Below are 19,681 nucleotides of genomic sequence, written 5' to 3'. Positions count from 1 at the left end.
TAACCGGGCCACGACCTGGCGGCACCGGGCGGCCACACAGGGTGGCCCCGCGGCGACGGACGAAAGGGAGGAAGGATGAGCGAAACGGGACAGTTCGCAAAGATCGATTTACTGCGAGTAACAGCCCGTGCTTTTATCAAGATTTGGTAAAGCAGGGCCTACTCTTATCGCCTGGTCGCGAAAACGGCCGCAACTCCCGGAGGGAGCCGCGGCCGTGTTGTCAGATCAGAACAATCGGGTCGGACCAATCGGTTCAGAACAGGACGCGCGCGAGCGCGGTGCGCGCGGCACCGACCCTCGGGTCCTCCGGACCGATCACCTCGAAGAGGTCGAGCAGCCGCAGCCGCACCCGGTCGCGGTCCTCGCCGAACGTGCGGCGTACGGTCTCCACGAGCCGGCCGAAGGCGTCCTCGACATGGCCGCCGACGAGGTCGAGGTCGGCCGCCGCCAGCTGCGCGTCCACGTCGCCCGGCTTCTCGGCGCCGTCCTTGCGGACCTGCTGCGGGTCCGTCTGCTGGACCCGGGCCAGCAGCTCGGCCTGGGCGAGGCCGAGCTTGGCCTCGGTGTTGGCCGGGTCGTCGGACAGGACGTTCTTGTACGCCTGGACCGCGCCAGGGAAGTCATTGACGTCCAGCGCCCGCGCGGCCGCCTCCAGCAGGCTGTCGTACGGACCGGGGGGCGCGGGGGCGGCGGCCTGGGCCTCGGCCCCGTCCGCCGAGGGGTCGACCGCGATGCCGGTGAGCCCGAAGCGCTCCTCGCCGACCTGGATCAGCTGGTCCAGGGTCTGGCGGATCTGGGCCTCGGGGGCCGCGCCCTGGAAGAGCGGCAGCGCCTGCCCGGCGACGACCGCGAAGACGGCGGGAATGCCCTGGATGCCGAACTGCTGCATCAGCATCTGGTTGGCGTCGACGTCGACCTTGGCCAGCAGGAAGCGGCCGTTGTACTCGTGGGCCAGGCGCTCCAGGAGCGGGCCCAGCTGCTTGCACGGCTCGCACCACTCGGCCCAGAAGTCGATGACGACGGGCACCTCGGCGGAGCGCTGGAGGACGTCCCTCTCGAAGCCGGCCTCATCGACGTCGATCACGAGGGAGGAGGCGGGCACGGCCGCGGGGCCGCCCTGCCGGGCGGACTCGGCGCGGGCCTGCTCCGCCTTCACCTTGGCCTCACCGGCCGCCTTCACCGCGGCGAGGTCGACGACGCCGCTCATGGACATGTTCCTAGGCTGCATACGTACATCCTCCCCCCTCGGCGCGCTGTTCCGGAAAGCGATACGCGAACCGCGCCCGTCCGCAACCCTCGCCGGTGTGCGAGGCGCACGGACAGACACGGCCCCTGGGCCCCTGAAGACCCGGTGCGGCGCCCGGTCCCCACCCGGCGCCTGTGGCTGTCGTTCGTTCGCAGCGCGACGCCGGCCGGGGCCGTCGTTCTTACGCTACGACCCGTAGCGTAACTGGCCGGAGGCCCTCACGCACAAGAGTGTTCGGTGATCTGTCTCACGGGCGAAGGGGTCGGCCGGATTTACCTACTGACGGGTATGGTCACGGCATGCTCAGCCGCAGCCACCCCAAACCCGCACGATCGGGACGCCCGCGCAGCGCCGCGGCGGACGAGGCGATCCTCGAAGCGACCAGAGCCTCCCTGGTGGACCTCGGCTGGTCGAAGCTGACGATGGGTGACGTGGCGACGCGGGCGGGGGTCGCCAAGACGACCCTGTACCGGCGCTGGGCGGGCAAGAACGAGCTGGTCGTGGACGCGGTCGCGGTGCTCTTCGACGAGCTGGAGATGCCGGATCTGGGCAGCCTGGCCGCCGATGTGGAGGCGGTGGTCCTGCAGTTCGCCGCGCTGCTGGACCGGCCGGAGACCCGGACCGCGCTGATGGCGGTGGTCGCCGAGTCGACGCGGGACGAGGCGCTGCGCACCCGTATCCGCGACTCGATCGTCAACCGGCAGAAGCGCCTGGTGCTCCAGGGGCGGCGACGGGCGCAGGAGCGCGGCGAGCTGCCCGTCGAGCCGGACGAGGCCACGGCGGCCCTGACGGCCGATCTGATCTTCGATGTGATCGCCGGCGCGGTCGTGCACCGGACACTGGTTAGCGCCGAGCCCGTCGATGCCGACTGGGCCCGGCGCTTCACGCTGCTGCTGCTGGCGGGCCTGGGCGCGGCCGCCGCCGGTTAGGGCCTGCCCGGCGGCCGTACGTACGTCAGAAGCCGGGCGGCTCCGTGTAGACGCCCCACTCGTCGCGCAGGACCCCGCAGATCTCGCCGAGGCTCGCCTCCGCGCGCACCGCGTCGAGCATCGGCGCGATCATGTTGGAGCCGTCGCGGGCGGCGGCCAGCATGGCGTCCAGCGCGGCGCGGACCCTGGCGTCGTCGCGGGCCGCCTTGCGGCCGGTCAGCTCGCGGACCTGCTCGCGCTCGACCTCGTGGCTGACCCGCAGGATCTCCAGGTCGCCGGTGACCGAGCCGTGCGCGACGTTGACGCCGACGACCCGCTTTTCGCCCTTCTCCAGGGCCTGCTGGTAGCGGAAGGCGGACTCGGCGATCTCGCCGGTGAACCAGCCGTCCTCGATGCCGCGCAGGATGCCGGAGGTCATCGGCCCGACCGGGTGCCGCCCGTCGGGGTGGGCGCGGGTGCCGCGCTCCTTGATCTGCTCGAAGATCTTCTCGGCGTCGGCCTCGATGCGGTCGGTGAGCTGCTCCACGTACCAGGAACCGCCCAGCGGGTCGGCCACGTTGGCGACGCCGGTCTCCTCCATCAGCACCTGCTGGGTGCGCAGCGCGATCTCGGCGGCCTGCTCGGAGGGGAGCGCGAGGGTTTCGTCGAGGGCGTTGGTGTGCAGCGAGTTGGTGCCTCCGAGGACGGCGGACAGCGCCTCGACGGCCGTGCGTACGACGTTGTTGTACGGCTGCTGGGCGGTGAGCGAGACACCGGCGGTCTGGGTGTGGAAGCGCAGCCACTGCGCCTTGTCGGTCTTCGCGCCGTACGTCTCCTTCATCCAGCGGGCCCAGATGCGGCGGGCGGAGCGGAACTTGGCGATCTCCTCGAAGAAGTCGAGGTGCGCGTCGAAGAAGAAGGACAGGCCGGACGCGAAGGCGTCCACGTCGAGTCCGCGCGAGAGGCCGAGCTCCACGTAGCCGAAGCCGTCGGCGAGGGTGTACGCCAGCTCCTGCGCGGCCGTCGCCCCGGCCTCGCGGATGTGGTAGCCGGAGACGGAGAGCGGCTTGTAGGCGGGGATGGAGCTCGCGCAGTGCTCCATCAGGTCGCCGATGAGGCGCAGGTGGGGCTCGGGCTGGAAGAGCCACTCCTTCTGGGCGATGTACTCCTTGAAGATGTCCGTCTGGAGCGTGCCGTTGAGGACGGCCGGGTCGACGCCCTGGCGCTCGGCGGCGACCAGGTACATGCAGAAGACCGGGACGGCGGGGCCGCTGATCGTCATCGACGTGGTGACGTCGCCGAGCGGGATGTCCTTGAACAGGACCTCCATGTCGGCGGCGGAGTCGATGGCGACCCCGCAGTGGCCGACCTCGCCGAGCGCGCGCGGGTCGTCGGAGTCCCGGCCCATCAGGGTCGGCATGTCGAAGGCCACGCTCAGCCCGCCGCCGCCTGCGGCCAGGATCATCTTGTAGCGCTCGTTGGTCTGCTCGGCGTTGCCGAAGCCGGCGAACTGGCGGATGGTCCAGGTGCGGCCCCGGTAGCCGGTCGGGTGGAGCCCCCGGGTGAAGGGGTACTCACCGGGCCAGCCGATCCGCTCGAAGCCCTCGTACGCGTCCCCGGGGCGGGGGCCGTACACGGGCTCGACCGGGTCGCCGGAGAGCGTGGTGAAGTCCGCGTCACGCTTGCGGGCCTTGTCGTAACGGGCCTGCCAGCGGCGGCGGCCTTCCTCGATCGCGTCAGCGTCCATGCCACCAATTTACTAGGACGTCCTAGTAAATGTCGATGGCAAACCGCCCGGCGCTTCGCGCGGGGCGGTTCGGCGGGGCTCAGGCGTTCGCGGGGGCCGCGGGCGTCGCGTCCGCGAGCAGCGGCTCGACCTCGCGGACGACCTTGCGCTCGACGAAGAACGCGGCCGTCGGGATGGTGCCCGCGATGAGCACCCAGAGCAGCTTGCCCATCGGCCACTTCGCCTTGGAACCCAGGTCGAAGGCGAAGATCAGGTAGATGATGTACAGCACGCCGTGGATCTGGGAGACGACGAGCGTCAGGCCCTCGCCCTTGTCGAAGCCGTATTTGAAGATCATGCACACGCAGAGGATCAGCAACATGACGGCGGTGACGTAAGCCATCACCCGGTATCGGGTCAGCACACTGCGTTTCATGCCATCGAGCGTAACCGGACGTCCGGGGCGATCTTGCAGCGGGCCGGGGCCCCGGAACCGTGTCTCTCAGATCTCCTCGAAGTCCTGCGCCGCGATGCGCAGCGGCCGCAGCAGCGCGAAGATCTCGGCGCACTCCTCGGCGTCGTACACCCCGAGGCCGAACTCCATCGCGACCAGGTCGCGGGTGGCCGACTCGACCACTTCGCGGCCCTTGTCGGTGATCGAGGCGAGCGTGCCGCGGCCGTCGTTCGGGTTCGGGCGCTTGTCGACCAGGCCGGAGCGCACCAGCCGGTCCACCGTGTTCGTCACGGAGGTCGGGTGGACCATCAGCCGCTCGCCGATCTTGGACATCGGCAGCTCGCCGGCCTTGGAGAAGGTGAGCAGCACCAGCGCCTCGTACCGCGCGAACGTCAGCCCGTACGGCTTGACGACGGCGTCCACCTCGGCGAGCAGGATCTGCTGCGCCCGCATGATCGAGGTGATCGCCCCCATGGACGGGACCGGGCCCCAGCGCTGCTGCCAGAGCTCGTCGGCGCGGGCGATGGGATCGAAGGGGAGACTGAGCGGCTTCGGCACGGCCACGACCTTACCCATGGGGAACTTGGCGGTCCTCCCCGTCTCGAACTTCGGTCCGGTCGCGGATCGCGGGTGCGGTTCGGCGGACCTCGGCGATCAGCGGGAGCAGGCACAGGGTGCCGAGGACGGCCGCCCCGGCGACCACCCGGTGCACGGGGAAGAACTCGGCGGCGAGCCCCGCGAGCGCCATCCCGACGCCCTGGAGCGTCATCAGCCCGGCGGTGAGCAGGGTCATGGCCCGGCCGCGCAGCTCCTCGGGGACGGCGGCGACGAACCACTGGTCGAGGCCGATGACGTACGCGGCGGACGCACCGGACGCCACCAGGGCGACCGCCGCCACCGCCACGCCCGGCGTCAGCCCGTACACCGCGAGCGGCAGCAGCCCGGCGGCGGCGAGCGGCAGCACGATCCGTTCGCGCGCCCGGGAGCTCAGCGCGGTGCCCGCGTACAGCTCGGAGGCGATGTTGCCGACCGGCATGGCGCACATCAGCAGCCCGAGCGCGGCCGGGCCCACACCGATCTCGTCCGCGTAGGGCGCGGCAAGGGCCTCGGGGGCGACGACGAACACCGGGGGCAGCCAGAACAGCAGCATCAGGGCCCGGATGCGGCGGTGGCCGAAGACCAGCCGGGCGCCGGACAGCGACTCACGCAGCAGGGTGGTGCCGCCCCGCGCGGCGGTGCGGGCGGGCCGGTCGCGGGTGCCGAGGCGGAGCAGGGCGGCCGAGCAGAGGAAGGTGAGGACGGTGATCGTGATCGCGCCGCGCGGGGAGACCACGGCCAGCAGCAGCCCGCCGACGCCGAACCCGGCGAGCAGCGCGCTCTGCGAGACGATCCGCAGCAGCGAGCGCCCCAGGACGAACAGCTCGCCCTCGCCGAGGATGTCGGTGAGCGCGGCCATCCGCGTACCGGTGAAGACCGGCGAGACGGCGGCGACCAGGCAGCGCAGCGCCAGGAGTCCGGCGACGGGCGTGCCCGGCAGCACCATCACGGCGACGCAGCCCGCGCAGATCAGGTCGCAGGTGACCAGGACCCGGCGGGCGGGGTAGCGGTCGGCGATCCCCGCGAAGAGGGTGCCGCCGACGAGGTACGGGAGCAGGCCGAGCGCGAAGGTGAGGGCGCTGAGCAGGGGTGAGGAGGTGAGGTCGTAGACGAGGACGGTGAGCGCGAGCTCGCTGACGACGACGCCGAGCAGCGAGAGGAGGTGCGCGGCGAAGACCGCCCGGAACTCGCGTACGACGAAGACGGACCGGTAGCCGCGGGTGTCCGCGGGCGCGGGCTCCCGGAGCGCGGGCGGTCCGCTCGGGTCAGGAGGACCGGCGCGCTCCGGGAGGGGGGCCGGGAGGGGCACCGATCCGGCGGTGGCGGGTTCGGGGGTGTCGCGGGGATGGCCCGCCCGGGGATCGGTGGTGTCTCTCGGCATGGACGCAGCCTGCGGGACCGGGGCGGCCGGACCGTAGACTTTCGGTCCCAGCCGAATCTTCACGAGGTCGCTCATGTCCTCCCATCTGCATTTCGACGAGAGCGATCTGCTGCGCTGCCGCTTCGCGCTCTCGCCGCTGTGGGAGACCCAGTCGGCGGTACGGGTGCTGGCCCGGCCCTGGCAGCAGGGCTACCACCTGCCGTGGCTGCGCCGCATCCGGGAGGAGGCGGCCGGGCTGCCGCTGGAGCCGCTGTGGCTGCTGATGCCGGACGGCGGCCACTGCCCGGACTTCTTCTCCCTGCCGCCGATGGGGCCGCTCGCCTCCTTCGAGGAGGAGATCGCGGCGGTGCGGGCGGTCGGTCCGGAGCTGGCCCGGCAGGACATCGAGGCGTCGCTCAGAGACCGGCCGTGGGCACGGGCCTCCGCCGCGGGGCAGGCGCTGCTGGCCGATCCGGCCCGGAGCCTGCGCGCGCTGGCGGACCTGCTGGAGCTGGCCTGGCGGGTGCTGATCGAACCGCACTGGCCCCGGCTGCGCGCCCTGCTGGAGGCCGATGTGACGTACCACTCGCGGCGGCTGGCGGCGGTCGGGTTCGAACGGCTGCTCGGCGAGCTGAGCCCGCAGCTGACCTGGTCGGAGTCCACGCTCACCATCAACGACACGAAGAGCCGGCACTCCCGGGTGCTCGGTGGGCAGGGGCTGGTCCTGATGCCGTCCGTCTTCGTCTGGCCGGCCACGGTCGGCGGCTTCCAGGACCCCTGGCAGCCGGCCGTCATCTACCCGGTGCGCGGCATCGGGGGCCTGTGGACGGAGCCGGGCGCGAGCACCCCGGAGGCGCTGGCGCGGCTCGTCGGCCGGGCGCGGGCCGACGTCCTGTGCGCGCTGGACGAGCCGGCCGGCACGAGCGCGCTCGCCCACCGGCTGGGCCTGGCGCCGTCCTCGGTGTCGGAGCACCTGTCGGTGCTGCGGGCGGCCGGGCTGCTGACCTCGCGCCGCTACGGGCACCAGGTGCTGTACGAGCGGACGCCGCTGGGGATCGCGCTGGCGGTTCCGGAATGACGCGAGCCCCCGCCTCGGGGGCAGGGGCTCGTGACGCAAGTACGTACATGCGTACGGGGGGAGTCAGTCGGCGAGGTACCGCTCGACCGTCTCGACCTTGGAGGTCAGTCCGTCGGTGACGCCGGGGCGGATGTCCGCCTTCAGGACGAGGGAGACCCGGCCGGCGACGATCATGCGCTGACCGTGCCTTCCCGGCGGGCCCGGGCGGCGATGACGCTGTCGGCCTCGTAGCGCTTGAGCACCTTGTCGCCGTACAGGCCGCCGAAGGGCAGCACGCAGAGCAGGAAGAAGAACGCGACGCGCTTGAGCGGCCACTTGGTCTTCGCCCACACGTCCAGCAGCAGGACGACGTAGATGACGAAGAGCACGCCGTGCAGCATGCCGAGCGGCATCATCAGGAAGTCGATGTCGGAGATCCGGCTCAGGACCGAGCCGAAGAGGATCAGCGCCGGGAAGGACAGCGCCTCGGGAATCGAGATGAGGCGCAGCCGGTGCAGGGCGGTAGCGGTCTTGATGTCCACGGGGGCACCTTCGGTGGGAGGGTCGTGACGGCTTGTGAACGCACGCACAAGCGGCACCATTGTGACATCGCGGCTCCGGCCGTCCGGCGGCGGGGGCGGGGGCCGAGGGGGGAGCCCGTAAGAAGTACGTCCCGATTGCGTCCGGGTCCCGTACCGGATGCGTATCAGGGGCGGTCCGGGGCGGTCCATCGGGTCGCCGCCCCTGTTCCGGTGGCGGTGGATGCCGCTATTTTCGCCGGGTGGCAATGTTCCGACTCCAGGGAAGCAAGACGCTCGCCGTCGATCTGACCGGCGATGCCGTCAAGGCGAAGAACGGCTCCATGGTCGCGTACGAGGGCCAGATGTCGTTCAAGAAGATGACGGGCGGCGGTGACGGGCTGCGCGGGATGGTGACCCGCAGGCTGACCGGCGAATCCATGGCCGTGATGCAGGTGACCGGGCAGGGCACCTGCTACTTCGCCGACCGCGCGAGCGAGATCAACCTCGTCTCGCTGCACGGCGACAAGCTGTACGTCGAGGCGAGCAATCTGCTCTGCACCGACGCGGGGCTGCGCACCGGCACCACGTTCACCGGGCTGCGCGGCGGTGCGACGGGCAACGGCCTGTTCACCACCACCGTGGAGGGGACGGGCCAGGCGGCGATCATGTCGGACGGCTCGGCCGTGGTGCTGCGGGTCTCCGCCCAGTACCCGCTGTTCGTCGACCCGGGCGCCTACATCGCCCATCAGGGCAACCTCCAGCAGCACTTCCAGTCCGGGGTGAACTTCCGGACGCTGATGGGCGAGGGCTCGGGCGAGTCGTTCCAGATCCGTTTCGAGGGCGAGGGACTGGTCTACGTGCAGCCCAGCGAGCGGAACACGATCGGGGGGGACGTCTGATGCCGTTCCGTGAGATCAACTCGAAGATGGTCGAGGCGACGGTGGTCCCCGGCCAGAAGATGTTCAGCCAGCGCGGGGCGATGCTCGCCTACCGCGGCGAGGTGGCGTTCACGCCGAACATCCAGGGCGGCCAGGGCGGGATGATGTCGATGATCGGCCGCCGGATGGCGAACGAGGCGACCCCGCTGATGACGGTGGAGGGCAACGGCACGGTGATGTTCGGCCACGGCGGCCACCACATCCAGGTGATCAACCTCTCCGGGGACACCCTGTACGTGGAGGCGGACCGGCTGCTCGCCTTCGACGGGACGCTCCAGCAGGGCACGATGTTCATGGGCTCGCAGGGCGGGGTGATGGGCATGGTGCGCGGCCAGGTGACCGGGCAGGGCCTGTTCACCACGACGCTCAAGGGGCACGGCGCGGTGGCGGTGATGGCGCACGGCGGGGTCATCGAGCTGCCGATCGCCCCGGGCCGGGACGTGCACGTGGACCCGCAGGCGTACGTCGCCCACCACGGCGAGGTGCGCAACAAGCTCTCCACCGCGCTCGGCTGGCGCGAGATGGTGGGGCGCGGCTCGGGCGAGGGGTTCCAGCTGGAGCTGAGCGGCAGTGGTGCGGTGTACGTACAGGCGTCGGAGGAGAAGCTGTGAGCGGGCCCGTGGTCTTCGACCCGATGACGCTGCCGTCGGACGACAACGTCAACTCCTACACCTTCTGCGTGGAGCTCAAGGGGAGCCAGTGGTTCCTGCAGAAGGGCAAGATGATCGCCTACTACGGGCGGATCGACTTCAACGGCATCGGGCACGGCCGGTTCGAGCGGCTGGTCCGGTCGAGCTTCCACTCGCCGCTGCACGCGAGCGACTGGGTGGTGGCCGAGGGCAGCGGCAAGATGCTGCTCGCGGACCGGGCGTTCGACGTGAACTCCTACGACCTGGAGGACGGGAACCTGACGATCCGCTCCGGCAACCTGCTGGCCTACCAGCCCTCGCTGGCGCTGAAGCAGTCGATCGTGCCGGGGTTCCTGACGCTGATCGGCACGGGGAAGTTCGTCGCCGCCTCCAACGGCCCGGTGGTCTTCATGGAGCCGCCGCTGCGGGTGGACCCGCAGGCGCTGGTGGGCTGGGCGGACTGCCCCTCGCCCTGCCACCACTACGACCACGGCTACATGACCGGCGTGTTGGGCGGGCTGCGCGGGCTCACCGGGATCGGCGGGGCCTCGGGCGAGGAGCACCAGTTCGAGTTCGTGGGCGCGGGTACGGTGCTGCTCCAGTCGTCCGAGGCGCTGATGGCCGAGCAGCCGACGGGGGCGACGCCGCAGCAGCCGGGGGTGCCGGGCGGTGGCGGTCAACACGGGTCCGCCCCTCGCGCGCCGGGTCAGCTGGGGGACCTCCAGCGTCGCTTCGGGTTGTGAACGGTAGTCTGCGGAGTGTGACGTCGAACGTCTGCGCCCCGTCCCGGCCCGTGCCGTGCCGGGTGTCACACCACCACACTTCGTCCGGCTTTCAACTTCTTAGGTAGAATCCATACATGGAGACCGAGACGGCCACCCGCTGGCTGAGCGACGCCGAGCAGTGCGCCTGGCGCACCCACCTGGACGTCAGCAGGCTGCTGATGCACCAGCTGGAGAAGGACCTCCAGCCGTTCGGCCTGACCAACAACGACTACGAGATCCTCGTGAACCTCTCGGAGTCGGAGGACCGGCGGATGCGGATGAGCGACCTCGCGGGCGCCACCCTCCAGTCCAAGAGCCGGCTCTCGCACCAGATCACCCGCATGGAGAGCGCGGGCCTGGTCCGCCGGGAGAACTGCGAGTCGGACCGCCGCGGCCTGTACGCGGTCCTCACCGAGGAGGGCGCGCAGACGATGCGGAAGGTGGCACCCCACCACGTCGCCTCGGTCCGCAGGCACTTCATGGACCTGCTCACCCCCGAGGCCCTGGCCGAACTGCACGCCGCCCTGGCCCCGGTCGCCGAGCACCTGCGGACCCAGCGGGGCTAATCGGCACCCGGCAGCCACAGTTCGAAGCGGGCGCCGCCCTCCGGGGCGTCGGTCACGGTCAGCCGGCCGTGGTGGCGGGTGGCCACGTCGCGGGCGATGGCGAGGCCCAGGCCGGCGCCGCCCTCGTCGCGGGTGCGGGCGTCGTCGAGGCGTACGAAGCGCGCGAAGACGCGCTCGCGCTCCGCCTCCGGCACCCCCGGCCCGTCGTCGGTGACCGCGACGGCCACACCGCCGTGCTCCCGGCGCACGGCGACGCCCACCGAACGGTCCGCGTGGCGCTGGGCGTTGTCCAGGAGGTTGCCGGCCACCCGGGCCAGCTGCCCGCGCGAACCCGTCACCTCCAGGCCGCCGGACTCCGGCACGGACACCGTGACGGGGACGCGGTCGCCGGTGCGCTGGGACACCTCCTGGCGGATCAGCGCCCCGAGGTCCAGCCGGGTCCTGCCCGGCCCCTCCCCCGCGTCGAGCCGGGCCAGCAGCAGCAGGTCGGCGGCGAGCGCCTGGAGGCGTACGGTGTCGGCGACCGCGCCCGGCAGGTCCAGCAGTCCGGGGTGGGCGGCGGCCACCTCCAGCTGGGTGCGCAGCGAGGCGATCGGGCTGCGCAGTTCGTGCGAGGCGTCCGCGACGAAGCGCCGCTGCCGGTCGACGGACGCCTCAAGCGCGGTGAGCGTCTCGTTGGTCGTACGGGCCAGGCGGGCGACCTCGTCACGGGAGTCCGGCTCCGGGACGCGTCTGCCCAGGTCCTCGGAGGCGGTGATCGCCGCCATCTCGCGGCGGATCCCCTCGACCGGACGCAGCGCCCGCCGGGTCACCAGCCAGGTCACCGCGGCGACGACGAGGAGCACGACGGGCAGCCCGGCCAGCATCGCGGCGCGCACGCTGTTCACGGCGCGCTGCTCGGCGGCGAGCGGGGCGCCCGCGTGGACGGTCAGGGTGCGGCCGGCGGAGTCCGTCACCTCGACCGAGGCGAACCGGTAGTCGGCGCGGTCGCCGTCCACGGTGGCGGTGCCGTTGCCGAAGCCGGGCTCGTCCGTGGAGACTTCGCCCCGGCCCGGGTCGTCGTCCTCGTCGTCGCGGTCGTCGTCCTCGTCGCCCCCGGCCGCAGACGGGGCCGGCAGGCGCTGTGGGGTGACCCGGTCGGTTCCGGTGCCGGAGATCGCCTCCAGGTCCTCGGAGACGGCCACCACGCGCCCGTCCTCGTCGGTCACCTGGACCGGGTGCTCCTCCTCGTCGCCCGTCTCCAGCTCGTCGTACGGCACGTCGAGGGCCAGCTGCCCGGCGACCTCGCGGGCGGCGACCTCGGCCTGGAGGCCCGCCTGGTCGGTGAGGTTGGCGCGCAGGACGAGCAGGACGGCGAGTCCGGCGACGCCGAGCGCGAGGGCGACGACCACGGTGGCGCCGAGCGCGGCCCTGGCCCGTACGGATCTCACAGCGCCTCCAGCCGGTAACCGGCGCCGCGCACCGTGCGGATGGCGGCGGCGCCGAGCTTGCGGCGCAGGGTGCTCACGTACACCTCGACGATGTTGGGGTCGCCGTCGTAGGCGAAGTCCCAGACGTGCTCCAGGATCTCCGCCTTGCTCACCACCTGCCCGGCCCGCAGCGCGAGCTGTTCGAGGACGGCGAACTCCTTGGCGGTCAGGGTGGTCTCGGCGTCGCCGAGGTGCACGCGGCGGGCGGCGGTGTCCATGCGCAGGGCGCCGACGGTGAGCACCGGCGAGGCGGAGCCGCCCCGGCGGCGCAGCAGGGCGCGGACCCGGGCGACCAGCACCACGTAGCTGAACGGCTTGGTCAGGTAGTCGTCGGCGCCCGTGTCCAGGCCCTCCGCCTCGTCGTACTCGCCGTCCTTCGCGGTCAGCATCAGGACGGGCACCTCGCGGCCGGCGGCGCGCAGGGCGGCGCAGACCCGGTAGCCGTTCATCCCGGGCAGCATGATGTCGAGGACCACGAGGTCGTACGCACCGTCCAGGGCGCGGTGCAGGCCCTCGGCCCCGTCGTGCACGACGTCCACGGCGAATCCCTCGGCGGTGAGCCCCCGGGCCAGGGAGATCGCCAGCCGCTTCTCGTCCTCCACGATCAACAGGCGCATGTGCACAGCGTCGCAAACCGAAGCTGAAGACGGCTTCAGGTGGCTTCAGGCTGCGTTCAGCATCGCCCCGGCAGTGTGGACTGCGTCGCACCGGAGGAATCCGGCCGGCGACATCGTCCGACCAGCGACATCCGATGCGGGAGGAACCCTCATGAAGCGCAAGATCGTCATCGCCGCCGTCACCGCGGCCGTGCTCGCCGGCGGCACAGCCGCCACGGCGGTCGCCCTCACCGACGACGACGGCCACGACGGCGCCGGCCGCGGCAGCACCGCGAGCAGCGCCACCGCCCGGGTCGCGGTGGGCGAAGCGGTCGCCGCCGGTCTGCGGGCCGTCCCGGGCACGGTGACCGAGGCCGAGCTCGACGACGAGGACGGCGGGCTCGTCTGGGAGCTGGATGTGTACGGCTCCGACCGGGCGTGGCACGACGTGACGGTGGACGCGGGCAACGGCAAGGTGCTCGGCAAGCACATCGACCACGACGGCGACGGCGACCGGCGCGCGCCCGGGAAGACCTCCGTCACGCTGGACGAGGCGGTGGCCGCGGCGCTGAAGTCGGCCCAGGGCACGGTGACCTCGGTGGAGCTGGAGGGCAGGCGCGGCGGGGCGGCGCACTGGGAGGTGGACGTGCGCGGCAAGGACGGGGCGGCGCGCGAGCTGGTCGTGGACGCGAGGACGGGAGGCGTCACGGCGGACCGGCCGGACGGCGGCCATGACGACGGGGACGACCGGGACGACGACTGAGCTCTCGCCCGGGCCGGAGCGTCAGGGGGCGTAGGCAGAGAGGACCGTCCCGTTCTCGAAGCTCATGAACAGCGCGTCGCCCGAGGCGATGACCGAGACGGATGCCGGGTCGAGCGGGTCTCCGGGCCTGCCGGGCCAGCTCTTGATCAACCCGGAGCCCGTGGGCCGGGGTTCTCCCTCGGCGGCCAGGGGAATGGCGCCGGGCCCGTGCCCCTCCACGACAACGGCGTTGTCACCGACGACGAACGGCGCGCCCTCCGTCTCCAGCCCGTCGCCGCAGTCACACGTCACCCACCGCAGCTGTCCGTCGGCCAGGCCGAACGCGGACACCTGGTTCTTGCTGCTCGCCACGACAATGCCGTCCCGCGAGACCGCGGGACGGTAGGCGATGTCCGCGCCGCGGGCGGCGGTGCGGCGCTTGTCCGGGGCTTCCACGTCCACGATCGTCAGGCCGTCGGAGCCCGAACAGAGCAGTTGCCTTCCCTTGAGGACCGGTGTGCGGCAGTTGAGGTCGCCCGCCGGGACGCCCGGCTGCCGTGAGCCGTCCGCCGCCTTCAGGACGGTGACGGCCTCGCCGACCGCGACGAGACGGCCATCGGCGAAAAGCAGTTCGGCCTCGTCCGCCGGCTCCTGCCACGCCATGTCCCAAACCTGCGCGCGCTTGCCGGTCAGTCGCTGGGCGATCAGCCGGCCGGTGCCGGAACCGGCCGGCTTCGCGGCGTAGTAGAGGACGTCGCCGACCTGCACGGAGTCGGCCAACCGGGAGCCTTCCGGAAGCCGTTCGCGCCATTGCTCCTTGCCGTCGGACAGGTCGCGCGCCACCAGGGCGTTGCCCTCGAAGGCGTAGACGGTGGTGCCGAGGACGGCGCCCACCGACACGGGGGCCGTCGCGCCCTCGCCCTCCGGAGTGCGCCAGCGCCGCTCACCGTTCGCCGCGTCCAGCACGGTGACACGGCGCGGACCGCCGCACACCAGGGACGTACCCGCGAGCGCGCACTCCACCGGACCGTCCTCGACCTCGGCCTTCCATGCCTTCCAGCCCTTCGGCTTCGTGGAGACGTCCGCTGCCGCCGCCCCGAAGTCCCCGGTGCGTCCCGGATCCGCGCCGGGAAAGACGACGGGTCCGGACTCCGTGCGTGCGGCGTCGGATGCGGAAGCGGTCGGTTGCGTACCGCCCGCCTTGCCATCCTCCCCGCCGTCCCCTGCGAAGAGGTCCGGAAGCAGCACCGCGCCCAGGACGACGCACACCACCGCCGCCGCCACCGCCACCCCGATCCGCGGCCCCCTGTTGCCGGCTCGCTCGCCCGGGACGGCCACGGGCACGACCGGCGTAGGGGCAAAGGCCGGGGGAGAGGGCGGGAGCGCGGGGGCGGCCGCCGACGGTGCGGCCGCCCGGGCGCATGCCTCGGCCGCCGACGCGTGGGCGGCCAGCTGACCGCTTACCGCGTCGGTCCAGGGGAAGGCGCCGGGGGTCGGGCGGTCCGGCAGCAGCAGGTCCGCCAGCTGCCGGGGCGTGGGCCGGGCCCCGGGGTCGCCGCGCAGGCAGGACTCGATCACGGTGCGCAGGCCGGGCGGTACGCGGGAGAGTTCGGCCTCGCCCCGGGAGATCCGGTAGATGACTGCGGCCATGTCGGAGTCGTCGAACGGCCCCCGGCCCGTCGCCGCGAACGCCAGCACCGCGCCCAGGCAGAACACGTCCGACGCGGGCACGAGGGAGCGCGAGCCGTTGACGTGCTCGGGCGAGATGTAGCCGGGGCTGCCGACGACGACTCCGGTACGGGTGAGCTGGGTGGCGTCGAAGCCCTGGGCGATCCCGAAGTCGATGACCTTGGGCCCGTCCGGACCCAGGAGCACGTTGCCCGGCTTGAGGTCGCGGTGCAGGACGCGCACGGCGTGCATGTCCGCGAGGGCCAGGGCGAGACCGGCGCCCACGGCCCGGACCACAGGTTCGGGGAGCGGGCCGGTACGGGCCACCGCCTCGGCGAGCGAGGGGCCCGGCACGTACTCGGTCGCCAGCCACGGCAGCCGGCCGTTCGCGTCGCCGCCCACGAGAGCGGCGGTGTGCGGGCTGCGCACGGCCTCGGCGGCGGCGATCTCGCGACGGAAGCGGACCCGGAAGCCGTCGTCCAGATCCAGGTCGGGCCGGATGGTCTTGAGCGCGACCAGTTCGCCGGTGACCTCCGTACCTCCGGCGGGCCTGGCCAGGTACACCTCACCCATGCCGCCCGCGCCCAGCAGCCCGAGCAGTTGGTAGGGTCCGATCAGCCGGGCCCTACCGGCCGGCAGCGGCTCGATCACTGTGCGAACTCCTCGGTCCGTGCGGGGGTTACTGGGGCAGCGGCACGGAGACCGTGGTGCCGTCGTCGTAGACGACGTGCACGACCCCGCCGACCGGCAGCACCTGGGGGTCGAGCAGTTCGCTTTCCAGATCGATGCCGTTGGTGACGGAGTCGTACGTGGGCGTCCCGCTCGGCCCCGGAGCGCCCGGAAGCTCGGTCCGGACCAGGGACCCCAGGGTTCCGTCGGGGTGGATCGGGACCGTGTACAGCGTCGTGCTGTCCGCCCAGACGACCGTGTCGGCAACGATCAGGGGGTTCGAGACCGGATTGCTCATCCCCGGCTCCTGCTCCCCGTCGAGCGGGAAACGGCTCAGGGCCTGGCCGTTGCCCCGCCCCACGACGACGATCTCGTCGGGCACGCTCTCCACGTACCCGTCGCCCCTGCGGAGTACGATCACCCGGTCGTCGAGCGCGGTCAGGGCGGCCCCGGCCGCCAGCCCGGACTCCAACGGCACCCTGCCCTGCTCCTTGAGGCTCCCCGCCGCAAACCTCAGCAGGACCATGTCCTCGCCGAAGCCCGAGGGATCGTCGTCGTTGGTGACGCTCGCCGCGCAGAACGCGGATGCCCCCCACAGCCGAAGGTGCCCGCACCCCGAGTTCGTGGGAGACCCGGCGCCCTGCACGGCCTCCCCGCCAGCGGTGCCCAGCAGTTCGCCGTCCTTCGGCCGGAACGCCCTCGGCGCGTCCGCACCGACCGCGTACAGCACCTCGCCATCGGTGGCGACCGGCCAGAAATTGCCCTTCTGGGCATTGGATATGCCCTCTGGTGCGAGCGGTTCGCGCCATTTTTCGGCGCCCGTCGCGAGGTCGTACGCGGCGAGCTCCGCCCCTTCGGGCGCGGACGTGGTGGCGGCGAAGACCAGACCGCCGGCAACGACCGGGGCGCTGTCCAGACCGTGTGCCCCTCCCGACCTGGACTCCCAGCGGACCTTGCCCGTCCGGGCATCCACCGATTGGAGCCGGGAGCCCGCGGCCAGCAGGACGATGTCGTCGTACACGGTGGGGCGCGTGGCACCCGCCGGCATGAAGAACTGCCCGCGCGGCCCCCAGCCCGCCGAACGGGAGGACTGCCCGGTGTCCAGCGTCCACATCCGGTGGCCGTCGGCCGCGGACAACGCCTCGTACGTCCCGTCCACCATCCGGCACACCACCACATCGCGCCCCGCGGAACAGCCGACTGGGCTGCCGGAGAACTTCCCCTTCCACGCCTTCGTCCACCCCTGGGGCCGCACGTCACGCCCGTACGGGACGCTGCCGGACGCGTCCGGGCCGCCGTTCTCGTCCACGCCCGCCACGATGGTGGCGGCGGACCCGGGTGATGCCCCGGCGGGGCCGCTGCCTCGGTCACGCCAGGCCAGGTATCCGCCGGTGGCCGCGCCCAGCACGATCAGTGCGGCGAGGGCGGCGCCCAGGGCCCGCCTCGGGCGGCGGCCGGCGGGTGCCGGGAGGCCGGGGCCCTGCGTGGGGGCGATGTGGATGCCCGGGGCGAAATCTGTACCCCGGGTGGGCAGTTGGTGCGCCGCCGCCGGGCTCTCCGTCACCGCCTGGGTGGGCGTGTAGCCGGGGAGCAGCGGCCCGGCCGGCGCGGCGGCCCGGGCCAGTTCGCGTCCGTACTCCGCGATCTGCCCGGCGACCGGGGCGGGCCAGTCGGCGGCGGCGCCGGGCGCGAGGCGTTCGGCGAGGTCGGCGGCGGTGGGGCGGGCGGCCGGGTCGGCGGTCAGGCAGGTCTCCAGGACCGCGCGCAGGGCGTCCGGCACGTCGGCGAGGTCGGCCTCGACGTACTTGACGCGGTAGAGGACGGCGGCCACGGGCCCGTCGCCGAACGGGTCGCGCCCGGTGGCGGCGAAGCAGAGCACCGAGGCCAGGCAGAAGACGTCGGACGCGGGCACGACGCGTCCGCTGCCCGCCACGTGTTCCGGGGACATGAAGGCGGGGCTGCCGACCATCCGGCTGGTGGTGGTGAGCGGGGTGGCGCCGGCGTCCCGGGCGATGCCGAAGTCGATGAGGCGGGGGCCGTCTGCGGCGAGCATGACGTTGCCCGGCTTCACGTCGCGGTGGACGATCCCCGCCGCGTGCACGGCCGCCAGGGCGCGGGCGATCCCGGCGCCCAGCATCCGCACCTCGGCCTCGCCCATCGCGCCCGCCCCGCGCACGGCGGCGGAGAGCGTCGGCCCCGCCACGTACGCGGTGGCCAGCCAGGGCACCTCGGCGTCGGCGTCCCCGTCGAGCAGCGGGGCGAGGTGGGGCCCTGTGACGGACCGGGCGACGGTGATCTCGCGGCGGAAGCGGCTGCGGAAGCCGGGGTCCTGGGCCACGTCGCGGCGGACGGTCTTGACGGCGGCGGGCCCGGTGCCGTCGCCGCGGTCGCCGAGGAAGACCTCGCCCATGCCGCCCGCGCCCAGCCGGGCCCGGATCGTGTACGGGCCGATCGTCCTGGGCGAGTCCTCGCGGAGCGGACCGAGCATGCGCCACTTCCCCCCTGGTGCTCATGACACGTGACCGCCGATCATCCTGCCACGGCCGGAAGGAAGGGGGTACGTACGCGAACACCGCGGTCTCCGCGGGGCACTGACGCTGCGTCAGCACGCAAGGGCCAGGCCCTCTCCGGCCGCAGCCCGCTGACGCCGCGTCAATACAAAAGGGCTTCCTCCGGCCGCAGCCCGCTGACGCCGCGACAACGCAAAAGGGCCTTCTTCGGGCGCGGCCCGCACGCCGCGCCCGAAGAAGGCCCCGGGCCCCGCCGAGGACCCGTCAGCTCTCGCCGGTCAGCTCCGCCACCAGCTCGTCGGCCGCCGCGTACGGGTCGAGCCGGCCGGCGACGATGCGCTCGGCCAGCGCGCCGAGGCGGCGGTCGCCGTGCAGGCTGCCGATGCGCTCGCGGAGCCGGGTGACCGTGATCGTCTCGACCTCGCGGGCGGCGCGGGCCGCGCGCCGCTCGCCCAGGACCCCGCGCTCCTCCATCCACGCCCGGTGCTTCTCCAGGGCCTCGACCACCTCGTCGACGCCCTCGCCCCGGGCGGCGACCGTCTTCACGATCGGCGGCCGCCAGTCGCCGGGGCCCCGGGACTCCCCGAGACCCAGCATGTGGTTGAGCTCGCGGGCGGTGGCGTCCGCCCCGTCCCGGTCGGCCTTGTTCACCACGTACACGTCGCCGATCTCCAGGATTCCGGCCTTGGCCGCCTGGATGCCGTCGCCCATGCCGGGGGCGAGCAGGACGACCGAGGTGTCGGCCTGGGAGGCGATCTCCACCTCGGACTGGCCGACGCCCACGGTCTCCACCAGGACCACGTCGAAGCCCGCCGCGTCCAGCACCCGGATCGCCTGCGGCGCCGCCCAGGCGAGGCCGCCGAGGTGGCCGCGGGTCGCCATGGAGCGGATGTAGACGCCCGGGTCGGACGCGTGGTCCGACATCCGCACCCGGTCGCCGAGCAGCGCGCCGCCGGAGAACGGCGAGGACGGGTCGACGGCGAGGACGGCGACCCGCTTGCCCTGCCGCCGGTAGGCGGAGACGAGCGCCGACGTCGACGTCGACTTGCCGACGCCCGGCGAACCGGTCAGGCCGACGACGTAGGCGTTGCCCGCCAGCGGTGCCAGGGCCGCCATCACCTCGCGCAGCTGCGGCGAGGCCCCCTCCACCAGCGAGACGAGCCGCGCCACGGCCCGCGGCCTGCCCGCACGCGCCTGCTCCACCAGGGTGGGGACATCCACCATCACCGCTCCGTTTCCTCGCTGCGTGTCGTCCGTGTAC

Annotated in this window: 18 protein-coding genes and 1 pseudogene; 7 read left to right on the top strand and 12 right to left on the bottom strand. The window is 72.8% G+C overall.

The annotated features are described in order from the left end of the window. Positions 1-253 precede the first annotated feature (253 nt). Entirely contained in the window at positions 254-1,228 is a 975-nt protein-coding gene (locus E6R18_RS10185; RefSeq protein WP_168712314.1) for a tetratricopeptide repeat protein, read from the bottom strand. Between the two features lie 317 nt (positions 1,229-1,545). On the opposite strand from E6R18_RS10185, the gene E6R18_RS10180 reads away from it, so the two are divergent. Beyond that, the gene (locus tag E6R18_RS10180; protein ID WP_136316536.1) at positions 1,546-2,175 is read left to right on the top strand and encodes a TetR/AcrR family transcriptional regulator; all 630 of its coding nucleotides are present in this window, start codon (positions 1,546-1,548) and stop codon (positions 2,173-2,175) included. 25 nt (positions 2,176-2,200) lie between these two features. Here the strand turns inward: E6R18_RS10180 and E6R18_RS10175 are convergent, their stop codons facing one another. From E6R18_RS10175 to E6R18_RS10160, 4 genes are all read right to left on the bottom strand, one after another. Continuing rightward, complete coding sequence (locus E6R18_RS10175) at positions 2,201-3,901, bottom strand: methylmalonyl-CoA mutase family protein (protein WP_136316535.1); 1,701 nt, start codon at positions 3,899-3,901, stop codon at positions 2,201-2,203. A 79-nt stretch (positions 3,902-3,980) separates the two neighbouring features. Continuing rightward, positions 3,981-4,316: a DUF3817 domain-containing protein gene (locus tag E6R18_RS10170; RefSeq protein WP_136316534.1), complete on the bottom strand. Its 336-nt coding sequence runs from the start codon at positions 4,314-4,316 to the stop codon at positions 3,981-3,983. A 66-nt stretch (positions 4,317-4,382) separates the two neighbouring features. Next, complete coding sequence (locus E6R18_RS10165; protein WP_026171455.1) at positions 4,383-4,892, bottom strand: MarR family transcriptional regulator; 510 nt, start codon at positions 4,890-4,892, stop codon at positions 4,383-4,385. A gap of 10 nt (positions 4,893-4,902) precedes the next feature. Beyond that, entirely contained in the window at positions 4,903-6,312 is a 1,410-nt protein-coding gene (locus tag E6R18_RS10160; protein WP_136316533.1) for an MFS transporter, read from the bottom strand. Positions 6,313-6,385: 73 nt separating this feature from the next. Here E6R18_RS10160 and E6R18_RS10155 point away from each other — a divergent pair, with 73 nt between their 5' ends. Then, on the top strand, positions 6,386-7,369 hold the full coding sequence (locus E6R18_RS10155) for a DUF5937 family protein (RefSeq protein ID WP_136316532.1): 984 nt from the start codon (positions 6,386-6,388) through the stop codon (positions 7,367-7,369). Between the two features lie 63 nt (positions 7,370-7,432). On the opposite strand, the pseudogene E6R18_RS10150 reads toward E6R18_RS10155, so the two are convergent. Both E6R18_RS10150 and E6R18_RS10145 read right to left on the bottom strand, forming a co-directional pair. Next, positions 7,433-7,534: pseudogene (locus E6R18_RS10150) on the bottom strand (thiamine-binding protein); the annotation flags it as partial. Positions 7,535-7,539: 5 nt separating this feature from the next. After that, positions 7,540-7,890, bottom strand: a complete 351-nt coding sequence (locus tag E6R18_RS10145; RefSeq protein ID WP_136316531.1) for a DUF3817 domain-containing protein — start codon at positions 7,888-7,890, stop codon at positions 7,540-7,542. Positions 7,891-8,135: 245 nt separating this feature from the next. Here E6R18_RS10145 and E6R18_RS10140 point away from each other — a divergent pair, with 245 nt between their 5' ends. The 4 genes from E6R18_RS10140 to E6R18_RS10125 all read left to right on the top strand — a co-directional run bounded on the left by E6R18_RS10140 (position 8,136) and on the right by E6R18_RS10125 (position 10,766). Continuing rightward, positions 8,136-8,768, top strand: coding sequence for an AIM24 family protein (locus E6R18_RS10140; protein ID WP_136316566.1), 633 nt, complete (start codon positions 8,136-8,138; stop codon positions 8,766-8,768). Further along, positions 8,768-9,418 carry an AIM24 family protein gene (locus E6R18_RS10135; RefSeq protein WP_136316530.1) on the top strand — a complete coding sequence of 217 codons (651 nt, stop codon included), beginning with the start codon at positions 8,768-8,770 and terminating at the stop codon, positions 9,416-9,418. Before E6R18_RS10140 ends, E6R18_RS10135 begins: the two co-directional genes overlap by 1 nt. After that, the gene (locus E6R18_RS10130) at positions 9,415-10,179 is read left to right on the top strand and encodes an AIM24 family protein (protein WP_136316529.1); all 765 of its coding nucleotides are present in this window, start codon (positions 9,415-9,417) and stop codon (positions 10,177-10,179) included. Before E6R18_RS10135 ends, E6R18_RS10130 begins: the two co-directional genes overlap by 4 nt. A gap of 116 nt (positions 10,180-10,295) precedes the next feature. Next, positions 10,296-10,766, top strand: coding sequence for a MarR family transcriptional regulator (locus E6R18_RS10125; protein ID WP_136316528.1), 471 nt, complete (start codon positions 10,296-10,298; stop codon positions 10,764-10,766). On the opposite strand, the gene E6R18_RS10120 is transcribed toward E6R18_RS10125, so the two are convergent. Both E6R18_RS10120 and E6R18_RS10115 read right to left on the bottom strand, forming a co-directional pair. Then, on the bottom strand, positions 10,763-12,196 hold the full coding sequence (locus E6R18_RS10120) for a HAMP domain-containing sensor histidine kinase (protein WP_136316527.1): 1,434 nt from the start codon (positions 12,194-12,196) through the stop codon (positions 10,763-10,765). The genes E6R18_RS10125 and E6R18_RS10120 overlap by 4 nt on opposite strands. Then, entirely contained in the window at positions 12,193-12,852 is a 660-nt protein-coding gene (locus E6R18_RS10115; protein WP_136316526.1) for a response regulator transcription factor, read from the bottom strand. The genes E6R18_RS10120 and E6R18_RS10115 overlap by 4 nt, the downstream gene beginning before the upstream one ends. A 151-nt stretch (positions 12,853-13,003) precedes the next feature. Here E6R18_RS10115 and E6R18_RS10110 point away from each other — a divergent pair, with 151 nt between their 5' ends. Continuing rightward, positions 13,004-13,594: a PepSY domain-containing protein gene (locus E6R18_RS10110; RefSeq protein WP_136316525.1), complete on the top strand. Its 591-nt coding sequence runs from the start codon at positions 13,004-13,006 to the stop codon at positions 13,592-13,594. Between the two features lie 21 nt (positions 13,595-13,615). Here the strand turns inward: E6R18_RS10110 and E6R18_RS10105 are convergent, their stop codons facing one another. The 3 genes from E6R18_RS10105 to meaB all read right to left on the bottom strand — a co-directional run bounded on the left by E6R18_RS10105 (position 13,616) and on the right by meaB (position 19,644). After that, entirely contained in the window at positions 13,616-15,892 is a 2,277-nt protein-coding gene (locus E6R18_RS10105; RefSeq protein WP_136316524.1) for a serine/threonine-protein kinase, read from the bottom strand. Between the two features lie 28 nt (positions 15,893-15,920). Beyond that, a complete protein-coding gene (locus E6R18_RS10100; protein WP_136316523.1) occupies positions 15,921-18,398 on the bottom strand; it encodes a PQQ-binding-like beta-propeller repeat protein in 2,478 nt (825 codons plus the stop codon). A 286-nt stretch (positions 18,399-18,684) separates the two neighbouring features. Next, entirely contained in the window at positions 18,685-19,644 is a 960-nt protein-coding gene (gene meaB / locus E6R18_RS10095; RefSeq protein WP_136316522.1) for a methylmalonyl Co-A mutase-associated GTPase MeaB, read from the bottom strand. Between the last annotated feature and the right edge of the window lie 37 nt (positions 19,645-19,681).

The organism is Streptomyces sp. A1277 (assembly GCF_004795015.1).
Lineage (GTDB): Bacteria > Actinomycetota > Actinomycetes > Streptomycetales > Streptomycetaceae > Streptomyces.
Note: the sequence above shows the minus strand (reverse complement) of the source record. Positions and strands in the feature narration are given on the sequence as shown.

What these genes read in the sequence shown, in the direction of transcription:
- E6R18_RS10185 (WP_168712314.1), bottom strand. Translation starts at nt 1,228, where the DNA reads ATGCAGCCTAGGAACATGTCCATGAGCGGCGTCGTCGACCTCGCCGCG.
- E6R18_RS10180 (WP_136316536.1), top strand. Translation starts at nt 1,546, where the DNA reads ATGCTCAGCCGCAGCCACCCCAAACCCGCACGATCGGGACGCCCGCGC.
- E6R18_RS10175 (WP_136316535.1), bottom strand. Translation starts at nt 3,901, where the DNA reads ATGGACGCTGACGCGATCGAGGAAGGCCGCCGCCGCTGGCAGGCCCGT.
- E6R18_RS10170 (WP_136316534.1), bottom strand. Translation starts at nt 4,316, where the DNA reads ATGAAACGCAGTGTGCTGACCCGATACCGGGTGATGGCTTACGTCACC.
- E6R18_RS10160 (WP_136316533.1), bottom strand. Translation starts at nt 6,312, where the DNA reads ATGCCGAGAGACACCACCGATCCCCGGGCGGGCCATCCCCGCGACACC.
- E6R18_RS10155 (WP_136316532.1), top strand. Translation starts at nt 6,386, where the DNA reads ATGTCCTCCCATCTGCATTTCGACGAGAGCGATCTGCTGCGCTGCCGC.
- E6R18_RS10140 (WP_136316566.1), top strand. Translation starts at nt 8,136, where the DNA reads ATGTTCCGACTCCAGGGAAGCAAGACGCTCGCCGTCGATCTGACCGGC.
- E6R18_RS10135 (WP_136316530.1), top strand. Translation starts at nt 8,768, where the DNA reads ATGCCGTTCCGTGAGATCAACTCGAAGATGGTCGAGGCGACGGTGGTC.
- E6R18_RS10125 (WP_136316528.1), top strand. Translation starts at nt 10,296, where the DNA reads ATGGAGACCGAGACGGCCACCCGCTGGCTGAGCGACGCCGAGCAGTGC.
- E6R18_RS10115 (WP_136316526.1), bottom strand. Translation starts at nt 12,852, where the DNA reads ATGCGCCTGTTGATCGTGGAGGACGAGAAGCGGCTGGCGATCTCCCTG.
- E6R18_RS10110 (WP_136316525.1), top strand. Translation starts at nt 13,004, where the DNA reads ATGAAGCGCAAGATCGTCATCGCCGCCGTCACCGCGGCCGTGCTCGCC.
- E6R18_RS10100 (WP_136316523.1), bottom strand. Translation starts at nt 18,398, where the DNA reads ATGCTCGGTCCGCTCCGCGAGGACTCGCCCAGGACGATCGGCCCGTAC.
- meaB (WP_136316522.1), bottom strand. Translation starts at nt 19,644, where the DNA reads ATGGTGGATGTCCCCACCCTGGTGGAGCAGGCGCGTGCGGGCAGGCCG.